We start from the raw sequence: 12,657 nt of genomic DNA, 5'->3' as shown, positions 1-12,657 counted from the left end.
ATGAGTACATACGAAAACGCGATAGAGATCAGAAATGTCAGCAAGAGATATAAGACTTTTGAGCTGGATGATATAAGTTTTACTGTTCCGAAAGGCTGCATAATGGGATTTATCGGACAGAACGGTGCAGGAAAGACCACAACTATCCACACCATGCTGAATATAAAAAAGACCGGCGAAGGGCAGATAAAGATTTTCGGACTTGACCACGCGAAAGACGAAAAAGAGATAAAGAAACGCATCGCTGTGGTGTTCGATGAAATGCCTTTCCATGATGTTTTCAATATCAGAGATATTTCGAAGATATTTGAGGGACTTTATCCGGAATGGGATGACGCTCAGTTTATGAAATATGCAGAACGTTTCGGACTTCCGCCAAAGCAGAAAATCGGGCAGTTCTCCAAGGGTATGAAAATGAAACTGCAGATAGCCTGCGCTCTTTCGCACAATGCGGAACTGCTTGTAATGGATGAGGCAACAGCCGGTCTTGATCCGGTTGTACGTGACGAGATACTTCATATTTTCATGGAGTACATGCAGAACGGTGAACGTTCGGTACTCATGTCATCTCACATCACTTCTGATCTTGAAAAGATCGCTGACATGGTTACATTTATCGACAGAGGAAAGATACTGCTTTCCGGTTACAAGGATGATATTCTCGGAAGTCATGGCATCCTTAAATGTGATAAGGACGAAGTGAAGAATATTGATCCGGAGGATATTGTAAGTATCAGAATGAATGATTTCGGTGCAGAGATCATGGTGAAAGACCGCGAGAGCGCAGCAGCAAAATACAGAAATGCAGTAATCGATGCAGCCGGTCTTGACGATATCATGGTCTACTACGTTCACCGTGATGAAAAGGAGTGGTCATGATGGCACTGTACAGATCACTTGTTTACCGCGAACTGAAACTTACATGGAAGCATTATTTTCTCTATCTTGTACTGTATAGTCTCATGGGTCTTTTATTTATGCTTCCGTTAGTTCTGTCAGGCGAAGGAAGCTTCGATAAAAAAAGCGGGTTATCTTATGAAACCGGAAAAAGTATTATTCAGATGTTTGCAGTACTTCTGGCTCTTTTAGGTGCTGTTACATCCGGATCAACCAACAACGTTCAGAAAATGGACATTAATTCAGGATGGAAGCGCTATTCATATACTTTACCTCTTACTGCAGGTGAGAAAGCGATGTCAGATTTTTTACTGAAAATCGTAGTTTTCCTTTTGTTTGGAGTACTGTCTTCAGTTTTTGTACTGGGAATCAGTTACGGATCAGGATACGATGTGATGTGTTTTATGCTGAATATGTATCTGATAATGTCTGCAGAAATCTGGCTCATTGATGCAATTGAAAGCGGTGCTGTAGTGATCGGTTTAAACTCTTCCGTAGTAAAATCAGTTCTTATCACTATAATTCTGCTCACTGCGATTTTCCCGGTATTCGGTATAAATCTATTTACAGGAAAAATTACAAATGTATCTACCGGAGCAGAATACAGCGTATTTGATCTGGCTGAACGGAGCAGTACTTTGATTTTCTCGATTTCATTCTTTGTTGTTGTATGCATTGGCTATTATCTGATCATGCGCAAGGCGTATGAAAGGAGAGAGGCATGATGATGAAAGGCTGGATCTACAAGGAACTCAGACAGAGATGGCTTCATTTGGTAACGATTATATTTCTGAGTATTATGCCGTTTATAAATCTTATGATCTTTGAATGGACTTTTGATGATTCTCAGGTGTATAAGTGTTTTTTATTTAGCAGAGACTTTTGCAATTATAGCCGGAACAGGCTTCATTCAGATGATGACGTTCAATGGAGATGAAAGAAAAAGTTTCGAGCTGTGCGGTTGAATTGGCTGAGGTATAATATTCCAGTGTCAAAAGACATAGCTATTCTGTCAAGCGCACGCTATTAAATTTGGAGTTAACATAGGAATAGAATGATTAAAAAACCATTCATATGCCTGATCGTTATGATATAAAAATTCTATCGCAGCAAGCGAAGAACTACCTTTTGGAGTCCAAGCCATTCCGTTATGCTTCTGACGCTTGGCGACAATAATATCATTTGCTTTTTCTACTGGATTGCTTGAATTTTCTGAAATCAAGTTTATCTCTCACTGCATAGCATACAATACATTCTCTTTTTCTTTCAAGATAAGCAATGAGTTCATCCAGCCATTTTTGTTTTTTAACATCGCCCTCAGGAATATTTGAGAGATATGAAATTGCAGATGTAACATCTCCAACCCATAAATAGCGAAGCGTTTTTTCAAGGCAGGAATTTCTTTTATCCTTTCCTTTTATCGACATGCTAAGGTATTCCTGACACCGTTTCTTCAAATGGAACCAATCGAGAACGATGCTATAACTATGAAACGCAAACATTTCATTTATGTTGCTTTTTATGTTTTTAGCACCGTCTGTGAAAAATATGATTTCTTTGCTAAGAAAATCATGTGTTAGCAGAAACGCTAAAAGGATCTTGAAAAGATTACGCATTCCTACGGCTGTGAGTATATATGTTTCATCACCGGTTTGGATATGAGCTACTGTATTTTCGACGTATTTGCCGTCTTTTTCATAGTTTACATCCGACTTGCGTACATCTTTCTGATGTTTCACTCCTACATCATCAACAGATATATAGACACAGTTATCTTTTGATTCCAGGTAAATCTCTTCACTTTTGAACGGTATTTTTTCATCCCTGATATCATTGATTGCATTTATAGTATTTTGTATTTCGCCAAGTCGATTTTCTGCATCTTCATTTGAGTTGTATACCTGAGTAACGCTTTCAGAAAGGGTAACACCTTTTTCGACTAACCCCGTTTCGGCATTAAAACCATACATTTTCAGAACTGATTCTGATTTTCGCATTACTTCGTTTGTGATTTCTTTGCCAATACGAATTGCGTTATCTGATAATGTACGAAGTTTTACAGTTTCATTTTCACTTTTATGATATACGAGATTTAGCATTTCTGCTGCTCTGCGATAACTGAGCTGAGTGCACATTTTAGTTTCTATTATCGTCCAGCCAATGGATTGTATTCGTTCCTTTGGCTGCAACGGAAACAAAACGGAATTTATTATTTGTGCTGAAACTTGACCTAATTCAGTATCAACCTTAGTTAACTTATTTTTGGCGATTTTTTTTTATAGGCTTTATCAAGATATTCTTCTGCTATAGCTTCGCCGATTTCATTTCGCGCTGAAAGGAGCGCTTTTTCAAGTTTATCAAAATCCTTGAGAAATCCGGCTTTGGTTTCAAGGTCAAAATCCTCAAGTGACGGCAGCTCGTTGTATGATGTAACTGTTTTTTCGATAACCTGACCGTCAGGATTAACTATACGTGCGATAAATTCTACTTTACTTTTATTTGAAGATGATTCACTCATGGTTGATTCCTACCTTATCTTTTGAAATTATGATATTTATATCATACCATATTTCCGTGACACTTGGTAGATGCTACTGATGAATCAAAAAAAATTCAACCGCACAGCTCGAAAAGTTTTGGGTATTTTACCGTTTCAACGCCAGATGGTTTCCGGGCTTTTCTCTTTAATAAATACCGCTTTATACTGATTATGATGGCCTTGTTTTTTATAGGTACCGTTATAGCTGGTTTAGTTTATGATCCTTATTTTGTTGGCTGGAGTATTGAAAACCGTGTAAGAAAAGCTTTAATACCGATTTTATGTATACAGTTAATTGTACGTGCGATAGATATACCGTTTGTTTACCGGTTTGGGACACAGAGAGGAAATACAGTTAAAGTTATATCTCTGATACTGCTGGCGTTCGTATCGCTTATTATGCTGATATTAACAGATGATACAGAAAAAATAATGGATACAGCGCGTTTGGTTTTAAAAATATTTGGATCTCTGAGTTCCTGGCCGGTATTTATTGCGTGTTCGATACTTATCTATTATCTTTCTTACAAGATAACATGCTGCCTTTACCTCAAAGGCGTGGAACATTACGGGGAATAGGAGATATAGCAGGTGAAGGAGAGTTGTGTAATGAAAGGCTGGATCTACAAGGAACTGCGGCAGAACTGGGTTTTTGTTTTAACTGTAGTTTTTCTGGGAATGTATCCTTTATTGAATATCTTTAGTCTGGAATATGTATTTAGAAACGTTGAGGGTATGGATTCATTTCGTACTTTTGCACCAGTATACGTATTATTTAGTATAGTATTCATGGATTCATCATTACTGAAAATGAATGAGAAAAAAATATGGGGATACTTTGTAACATCAACATCATCGGGTTACAAGGGATATCTCCTCGTAAAATATGCAATAATATTTCTTGTGACAATACTGCATCTCATTACTGCACTGATATTTGATTCTCTGTTCAGAAATATTGAAGCGTCGAGAGGATATACAGGATTTACGGTTATGCCATGGCTGTTTATAGGTTATTCATGTTTACAGTTGTTATACTGCGCGGTTGTTCTGCCGCTTACCATTCGTATGGGAGTAAGAAAAGCAATTACGGTTATGGTTTTCTTTCAGATGTTATTGATCATAGGATTTACTGCGGTTTTGATCAGTAACAGTAATATCACACCGACTGAAATGTTTGGCAAGATCAAAGAATATGAAGCGCCTTTAGTATTGAAGATATCAGTAATTATGGTATCACTGCTGGCATATTGGGGTTCATATTTTCTAAGCTGCAGACTTTATCTTAAAGGGGTTAAGTATTGCAGATAATAAAAAACGGAATGTTTTCTCTACGATATGAGAGCATTCCGTTTTTCATTTCTTATTTAATCAAAGCACTTTCAATCACACATTCATGTGTTTTCGTATCTTTGTCGTAGTTTATTCCTACAAGAAGGACTTCGCTTCCGTAACCGCTTAGTAATCCGGAATATCTGTTTTCCTTTATCTGACGGATAGCGGCATCTGCGGTTTTATCATATTTCAGTTCGATGATCATTGCCGGTTTGTTACCGGAATCTGCACGCGGTATCATTACAATATCGGCAAATCCTTTCCCGGATGGAAACTCTCTGACGACTGTGTAGTAAGCCGGAGCGGTAAAGTAGGCCATTGTAATCGCACAGCTCAGGGCATTTTCATCGTTGTATTTAAGAATGGATGTATATGTTTCATGTGAAAGTGCGATGAGCTCGGCAACTTTTTCAGCTTTTTTCTTAATTGTCATCAGAAGAAGTTCTTCACAGCGGGAAATGGTTTTTGCTACTTCGGTCCAGTTTCCTTTACTGATTGCTGACTGATAAGCATCAGATACTTCGTAGTTAGGTATATATGCTGAACGTTCTTCTTCGTCAAAAGCGAGATATCCCAGATGAATAAGTGCTGTCAGTGCATCATCCTTGTTAGCGATGGTTGAAAAATCATTTTCGAAATTTCTGACATTTACATATATTTTTTCTCCGGAAAGCATAGCGATAATGTCTTCTTTAAGTCCGTCGAAATTCATTGTTATGAATGTGTTTATCGTTTCAAAAGCAGAAGTGTTTTTCCAGTACGGCGCAATTTTTTTCTTTTGCATCGCTTCTGATACAGAGTTCGGATTGTACATGTGTTTTCCGTTTATAAGATATCCGTTGTACCATTCCTTAACTGAATCAAACGGCATGTCATACTGTGTGCAAAGCGTTCTTACTTCTTCTTCCGTAAATCCGAAATATGGTGTCAGTTCATCTGACTGGATCATCGTATATTCTTTAAAGTTGTTAAGCGCAGATTCATCTTTGATTTTCTTGATTGGGAGTATACCTGTTATATATCCAAGACCGAGAAATGTTTTTGCTTCCTTGCTTTTAAACATAGCGTGGAGAAACTGCATATATTCATGAACCAGTTCCGGAGAATCGGAAAAGTTTCTTATAACACAGTCCCATTCATCGAGTATTATAACGAATTTGATGCCGTTCGGATTATCCGGTGTGATCGTTTTTTCGTATACTCCAGCAAGGATGGATGCAGTAGAAGAATTATAATCAACATCAGGATATACTGTTTTTATTTCCTTGAACAGCGTTGCTTTTATTGCCTTGACAATATCATTTTTGTAGTCATCGGCAAACGAAGAAACATCGACATGTATTACGTTATATTTGTTGAGATGCTTCTCAAAATCAGGTGACTTTGATATTTCAAGAGGAGAAAAGAGTTCTTTTGAATTACATCCGCGGCTGTAATAGGATTCGAGCATTTCAGCAGCCTGTGATTTTCCGAAACGACGTGCGTGACTAACGGAAACACAGTTTTTTTCTTCACGGAACAGTTCATTCGTAAAGTTTAAAAGTCCTGACTTGTCGATATATATTTTGCTTTCGGCGGCTTTTCTGAATCCTTCATTTCCGGGATTAAAGTATATTCCCATGCTGTTTTCCTCCCTGCTTTTAAGTTTAGCTTTACTATTCAATTATACTATATTTGGACCACCTTCGCAACTGAAAATGAATGCCTTCGGCATGCTATTGAATACGGGTGCCGTTTGGCACCCGTTGGAAAAAGCAAATCTTTTACTGCTATTTTTTATTCTGAGTTTCGTTGAGATTGTCAATGAATGATTCCGCTTTACTTTTATTTTGTTTGTTAAGAAGGCGAAATCTTAGTAGTAGTTTGGCTTCGTCATCAGATAAAAATATGGTTTGGGACGGTGAAGAAGAATCTGTTTTTTCTGAGAGTGTTTTGCGCATTTCCTGATCAAGCTGCATATGATTCCTACTGTTTGATTAAATTATAGTTGATTGATTTCAAAAGTTATTATAGCATGATTAAAAAAAAGGTGATTCGTCATTTGTAGTGGGTAAGGCCTATCTTCAGGTACGCATTTATTCCACGATCCACTTGACAATGAGCCTCTGTCAGCATGATATTCTGTCCGCCGAGGCAGGCGCCGCCTAAAGGCTGTGCTGCCTGGCAAACAGCCTATCACACTGCCTTCTCATTATCAAGTGGCTTTCGCGGCATAAAAGCTCAGTTATACCAAAGCGAATGTTTTAATAGCATTATTAACAGCAGTGTCAATATCAAGCTTTCCGCAGTTCAGATATATCATTGTTTTGAAATACTCCATATTTCTAAAACCACGTGCTCTGCACTTAACATTTTGTATTATGCAGTTTACGCCTTCAAGAATAGCATTTGTATATCTGTAATCAAAGTAGTTAAGTATTTCAGTCCAGTGACTTTTAACGAGTTTGCAGAACCCTTTAATGTCATCAAGGCGTGAATGCATCATCCAGGAACATAGCTTTTTTAGTCTTGGTTCTGCACTTTGTCTATCTATGCACTGCTCATAAATATCCTGTAGTTCCACTCTGATAGCATATGCTCTTGCAGTCTTTAAATGCTTTGCAGACTTAAGGATTTTCTGTTTCCATTCGAGTTGTTTGTCTGTCAGATTGCCTTCGTTTTTCAGCCAAAGATATTTGCTTCCTTTAAGCTCTGACTCATACTTACTCTCTTTTTTCCGTACTTTATCAACTGCTTCATTAGCGTGTTTAATTACATGAAATTTGTCAGCTACTGTTTTGCTGTTTTTAAAGTTTTCAGTTATTCCTTTCTTGAATCCAAGGGACATATCACATGTAACAATATCTATATTGTCAGGAACTCCTTTGTGTTCCTTGAAGTCAGTTACAAACTTATCTACTGTTGTATGATCTTTTCCTTCTGTTGTATAGATTACTTTGCGTTCGTCCAGATCAACCATGACACTTATGTAGTTATGTCCTTTACGGCTTGTTTCATCAATTCCTAAGTTTCTGACTGATGAATAGTCTTCAAGCTTACGTGCGTCATCAACGTAATGCTTGATTACTCGCCAAAGTCTTTTATCGTTCACTTCCAGAAGCTTAGCAATTGATGATACGGACATATGTTTTGCATATTCCATCACCATAGCTTCAAACAGCAGCGTGAATCCTGAATTCTTTCTTGCCCACGGTACACGAGCTGTTGGACAATGGCCTTCTCCGTCACTTACTTTAGGCACTCTGGCGTGTATATATGTTTTGTACTGAAAGAAATTCAGATGTTGCCATGTTCTTTTTACGGTGTCGTGGGCGCTCTTCTCAATTGGTTTTCCATCTGCATCTACCCACTGCTTTCCATCATCAAAATAGAATATGAACCTTGCTCCTCGTTCAAAGTCTACGTCTATATGAAGTTCCATTTTCGATGAACCTTCTTTTTCTGGTTTAAGTTCTACCTTGGTGACTTTCCATGGATATTCGAGCTGAAGTGCTGCTGTGAATAAAGCTGTATTATCAAACAATTGTATGTACCTTCCTTTATTTACTGGTACTTTAAATGATACTCCATTATATGAATTTTAGCAAGTGGCTTTCATGGTCTACCCACTATAAACGACGAAAGGCCAAAAAAAATTTATTATTACGGCCACCGTGCGGTGGCCGTGTTCAATAGCACGCCGAAGGCGTACCTTTTCGTGTGGCTGGAAAAATGGGAGGGCTTAAGTATTGTAAAGTAACCTTCAAAATGCTATAATAGCAAATAAGCAGATATCAGAAAGAAGAAACAGATCTGGAAGCTGCAGTGGAAATGGCAGTTGACGAGATGCCGGAAGATTCCGCAACTATGAAGCGGATCTCGCATAAGATGCTTAATACTATATAGAAAACCACCGCTAAGACAACGTGTCATACATTATTATATTATAAATACAGCTTATGGATTAGTAAGTGTATTTACTTGTGGGATGGCTTTTGCTGCCTGACTATGGAATGCCTTCGGCATGCTATTGAAAACGGGCGCCGACTGGCACCCGTTTGTTATAAATCAAACAACCCCCGGAGACATACGGAAAACGTATGATCTCCGGGGGATTATTATATATTCCTGTTCGTCAGAAATTATGAATTGAGTATGCGGTTGATGGTGATGTTGAAGTCCATAACGTTTACGACTCCGTCACCGTTCATGTCGGTGAGGCTTACCATTGCCTGGCTGAAATCGAGGTCACCCAGTATGTATCTTTTCATTACGATAAGATCCTCAGCACCTAATTTGTTATCATAGTTGACGTCACCGGTTGTGATATCAGTTGCTTCCATTGACCAGATGCCTTTTTCGGAAACGCCTACGATTTTATTGTCGTGGAAGAAGCCGTTAAGTTTTACAAAAGAAAAATTAGAAGATTCCGGATGTTCGATCCATTCAAAACCCTGCATGTTTATGTTTCCACTTTCTTCGCTGATTGTACCTGAGAATTTGTAACTTCCTGTTTCTGCATACTGCTGGTCTGCCTTTTCAGAAGGTGAAAAGTAAGCTGTACCGGTTATTTTATTATCATCGGAAATATCATCGATAGTAAACTTGTAGTTTCTTCTTACAACTATGTCTCCGCTATTACCGTCATATTCGCCGACCCACTGTCTGTGAATGTTTTCTTTTTTGATTTTCATGTCAGTGAAATCATCAGATTTTTTTGTGAGTTTGAAAGGCTTGGCTGATGATGAATCTGTGACTCCGCTGTAAGATTTGTCTGTCGGATCAACTGTACCTGAAAAGGAACCAAATCCCCAGTTGTCTGCGTTTTCTTCCCATGACTGACCCTTAAAAGTCATTTTACCTGTTTTGGAATTATAGGATCCTGTAAAATAATACTTTTCGTGTTCAGTGGAAGTAATGGTTGCAAAACCTTTGATTTTTCCGTCTGTGCAGTCATAAATATCGAGTTTTATTGTTCTTTCGATATTTGTACTGTTAGAGTAACCGGTGTAAAATCCTTCCCATGTGCCTTTGATCTGTTCGTCTGTCAGGTTTTGAACTTCAGCTTCTGTTTCAGTTGTTGCCGCAGTGTCTTCCGCAAATACGGTGCTGATACCGTTAAATGCGTATGTTCCTGCAGCGGCTGCAAATGCGAGAGCCAGTGCTGAGATGCCTGATAATACTTTTGCTGTTCCTGTTTTTTTCATTTTTTATAATCTCCCTTATCGTAAAATATGTAGTGTAATGTATTAAATTTCACTACAATCTCTATTATACAACTGTCTATTAATCTGTGTCAATGAAATCTGATTATAAAAGCAAATAATTGTTGAAATATTATAGACTCATGCTAAAAATAACAAAAATATAGTGAAAATCTTCTAATTCGGACTTTCACTATATCTAATGGAAACACTGATCTGCTTGAGGGTAAACGAGTGAATTCGCCTCCGCTTTCACGCAAATCAGTGTTTCTTAATATTATAGAGTTAAGGAAACGCTAAGTAAAATCATTTTATCTTCCAGATGTTCTCCGCGTAGTCTGCAATAGTTCTGTCGGAACTGAACTTGCCGCAGTTACACATGTTAAGCCACATCTTTCTGCCGAAGGCTGCCTTGTCTTTGTAGTCGCTGTTGCACTTAAGCTTTGCTTCAACGTAGCTTTCAAGGTCGCCGAGCAGGTAGTAGTTGTCCGGTTCGTGCCAGCTTGCACCGTCGAGGAGGGAAGTGTAGAGTTCTCTGAAATCACCGCTTCCGCCGTCGTCGAATGTGCCGTCAACGAGAGTTTCTATAACTCTTCTTATCTTTTCGTTGTCTGCCGCAAGCTTTCTTGAGCAGTATTCCGGCATGATCTTTTCGAGTTCCTTAACTGTAGCACCGAAGATGTAGTTGTTTTCCTTTCCGGCTTCCTCCACGATCTCGATGTTTGCACCGTCGAGTGTACCGAGAGTAACAGCACCGTTTGCCATGAGCTTCATGTTGCCTGTACCGGAAGCTTCCGTGCCAGCTGTTGAGATCTGTTCGGAGACTTCAGCTGCAGCGATGAGCTTTTCAGCATAGGAAACGTTGTAGTTTGAAACGAATACGACCTTTATGATCTTATTTACTTCGTCGTCCTTTTCGATCATTGCTGCTATCTCATTGATGAACTTGATTATCGCCTTTGCACGTCTGTATCCCGGAGCCGACTTTGCACCGAAGATGAATGTTACCGGAGCAAGATCCTTTATGCTTCCGTCCTTTATGCCGAAGTAGAGCCAGAGGATGGAGAATGCGTTGAGAAGCTGTCTCTTGTATTCGTGGAGTCGCTTGATCTGGATGTCGAAAATGCTGTCCGGATCGATCTTTATACCTTCGCGGTCAAGGATGAACTTTGCAAGCTGTTCCTTCTTTGTCTTCTTTATTGCGAGGAATCTGTTTATGATATCTGCATTGTCGGCATATCCTGTAAGCTTCTTAAGCTCGTCAAGATTAGTTACCCAGTCTTCATTTCCGAGAAGTTCAGTGATAAGTGCCGAAAGTTCACGGTTGCAGAGGGCGAGCCATCTTCTCTGTGTGATACCGTTTGTCTTGTTCTGGAAACGTTCCGGATAAACAGTATACCAGTCGTGGAGCGTATTTGCTTTCAGGATCTCAGTATGGATCTGTGCAACACCGTTTACATATGATGAACAGTAGGTAGCCATATTTGCCATATGAACCTGACCGCCCTTTATGATCTTCATGACTTCGATGCTTTCTTTCTTGATATCCTTTCTGTACATCTCAGCGAGGTATTCTTCATTTATCATGAAGATGATGTCGTAGATTTCAGGAAGGAGTTCCTTGATAAGGCTTTCATCCCACTTTTCAAGAGCTTCCGGCATGATGGTGTGGTTCGTGTAGTTGAATATCTTCTTTGCCATTGCAAAGGCTTCGTCAAAAGTAAGGCCTTCGTTCTGTGTGAGAAGTCTGATGATCTCAGGGATCGAGATGACCGGATGTGTGTCATTGAGCTGGATGGTAACAAAATCAGCGAGAGTCTTTATGTCGCCGTGATTCTTCTTGTGCTTCTTGATGATATCGTTAAGTGAGGCACTGCAGAAGAAATACTGCTGCTTCAGTCTCAGCTTCTTGCCTTCGCGTGTGTCGTCGTTCGGATAAAGAACTCTTGAAATATCTTCAGCGAGTACCTTTTCGCGGCTTGCTTCAAGATACTTCTGGTCATTGAAGAGCTTAAAGTCAAAGTCCTCAAAAGCCTCTGACTGCCAGAGCCTTAAAGTGCCGATATTCTTTGCACCGTAGCCGATTATCGGGATGTCGTACGGAACAGCAAGCACCTTCTGGTCGCTGTAGTTGATTTCGACTGCATCTTCATCGTGTCTTACCGACCATGCGTCGCCGTACTTTGTCCAGTTGTCAGCTTCTTCAGTCTGGAATCCGTTTTCAATCTTCTGCTTAAAGAGACCGTACTTGTAGCGGATACCGTATCCGTCGAGCGGAAGGTTCAGAGTTGCTGCACTGTCAAGGAAGCAGGCAGCAAGTCTTCCGAGGCCGCCGTTTCCGAGGGCAGCATCTTCTGCAGCTTCGAGGTCGTTTAACGAGAAACCGGCCTCTGCGAATGCTTTTTCAACATCGCTGTAAATGCCGAGGCAGAGAAGGTTATTGAAAATGGAACGTCCGATAAGGAATTCCATTGAAAAATAGCATGCACGTCTTTTGCCGAGATGAGCTTTTTTACTGTCCTTCCAGAGTCCGGAAAGATTCTTCATTGCAGTTTCACTCAGTACGTTGTGAAGTACGTGCGGAGAAGTTACGCCTTCTTTCCTAAGTTCTTCAAGATTACTTTTCAGTTCTGCAAGAAATGTCTGCTTGTTCATTTTTTTCGTCCTTTCTCATGGGTAAATTTCCTTAGTGGATACTGCATT

General features: G+C 39.5%; 9 protein-coding genes. 3 read left to right on the top strand and 6 right to left on the bottom strand.

The window, feature by feature from the left end; all coding sequences use genetic code 11:
- Positions 1-879 carry an ABC transporter ATP-binding protein gene (locus tag CC97_RS10085; protein ID WP_044974875.1) on the top strand — a complete coding sequence of 293 codons (879 nt, stop codon included), beginning with the start codon at positions 1-3 and terminating at the stop codon, positions 877-879.
- On the top strand, positions 879-1,622 hold the full coding sequence (locus CC97_RS10080; protein ID WP_044974874.1) for a hypothetical protein: 744 nt from the start codon (positions 879-881) through the stop codon (positions 1,620-1,622). Before CC97_RS10085 ends, CC97_RS10080 begins: the two co-directional genes overlap by 1 nt.
- Before the next feature lie 453 nt (positions 1,623-2,075).
- Here the strand turns inward: CC97_RS10080 and CC97_RS10070 are convergent, their stop codons facing one another.
- Entirely contained in the window at positions 2,076-2,996 is a 921-nt protein-coding gene (locus tag CC97_RS10070; protein WP_156036875.1) for a hypothetical protein, read from the bottom strand.
- A 152-nt stretch (positions 2,997-3,148) separates the two neighbouring features.
- Complete coding sequence (locus tag CC97_RS10065) at positions 3,149-3,415, bottom strand: hypothetical protein (protein ID WP_044974871.1); 267 nt, start codon at positions 3,413-3,415, stop codon at positions 3,149-3,151.
- A gap of 630 nt (positions 3,416-4,045) precedes the next feature.
- Between CC97_RS10065 and CC97_RS10055 the strand changes: the two genes are divergently transcribed.
- Complete coding sequence (locus CC97_RS10055; protein WP_044974869.1) at positions 4,046-4,747, top strand: ABC-2 transporter permease; 702 nt, start codon at positions 4,046-4,048, stop codon at positions 4,745-4,747.
- A 52-nt stretch (positions 4,748-4,799) separates the two neighbouring features.
- On the opposite strand, the gene CC97_RS10050 is transcribed toward CC97_RS10055, so the two are convergent.
- From CC97_RS10050 to CC97_RS10030, 4 genes are all read right to left on the bottom strand, one after another.
- Complete coding sequence (locus tag CC97_RS10050; RefSeq protein ID WP_044974868.1) at positions 4,800-6,392, bottom strand: AAA family ATPase; 1,593 nt, start codon at positions 6,390-6,392, stop codon at positions 4,800-4,802.
- Between the two features lie 603 nt (positions 6,393-6,995).
- Positions 6,996-8,294, bottom strand: coding sequence for an ISL3 family transposase (locus CC97_RS10040; RefSeq protein ID WP_081850056.1), 1,299 nt, complete (start codon positions 8,292-8,294; stop codon positions 6,996-6,998).
- A 598-nt stretch (positions 8,295-8,892) separates the two neighbouring features.
- A complete protein-coding gene (locus CC97_RS10035) occupies positions 8,893-9,957 on the bottom strand; it encodes a dockerin type I domain-containing protein (protein ID WP_044974866.1) in 1,065 nt (354 codons plus the stop codon).
- 303 nt (positions 9,958-10,260) lie between these two features.
- Positions 10,261-12,609, bottom strand: a complete 2,349-nt coding sequence (locus CC97_RS10030) for a glycogen/starch/alpha-glucan phosphorylase (RefSeq protein ID WP_044974865.1) — start codon at positions 12,607-12,609, stop codon at positions 10,261-10,263.
- Positions 12,610-12,657: the final 48 nt, after the last annotated feature.

Source organism: Ruminococcus sp. HUN007 (genome assembly GCF_000712055.1).
Taxonomy (GTDB): domain Bacteria; phylum Bacillota; class Clostridia; order Oscillospirales; family Ruminococcaceae; genus HUN007.
Note: the sequence above shows the minus strand (reverse complement) of the source record. Positions and strands in the feature narration are given on the sequence as shown.

Coding starts and splice junctions, on each gene's coding strand:
- CC97_RS10085 (WP_044974875.1), top strand. CDS start 1: ATGAGTACATACGAAAACGCGATAGAGATCAGAAATGTCAGCAAGAGA.
- CC97_RS10080 (WP_044974874.1), top strand. CDS start 879: ATGGCACTGTACAGATCACTTGTTTACCGCGAACTGAAACTTACATGG.
- CC97_RS10070 (WP_156036875.1), bottom strand. CDS start 2,996: ATGCTAAATCTCGTATATCATAAAAGTGAAAATGAAACTGTAAAACTT.
- CC97_RS10065 (WP_044974871.1), bottom strand. CDS start 3,415: ATGAGTGAATCATCTTCAAATAAAAGTAAAGTAGAATTTATCGCACGT.
- CC97_RS10055 (WP_044974869.1), top strand. CDS start 4,046: ATGAAAGGCTGGATCTACAAGGAACTGCGGCAGAACTGGGTTTTTGTT.
- CC97_RS10050 (WP_044974868.1), bottom strand. CDS start 6,392: ATGGGAATATACTTTAATCCCGGAAATGAAGGATTCAGAAAAGCCGCC.
- CC97_RS10035 (WP_044974866.1), bottom strand. CDS start 9,957: ATGAAAAAAACAGGAACAGCAAAAGTATTATCAGGCATCTCAGCACTG.
- CC97_RS10030 (WP_044974865.1), bottom strand. CDS start 12,609: ATGAACAAGCAGACATTTCTTGCAGAACTGAAAAGTAATCTTGAAGAA.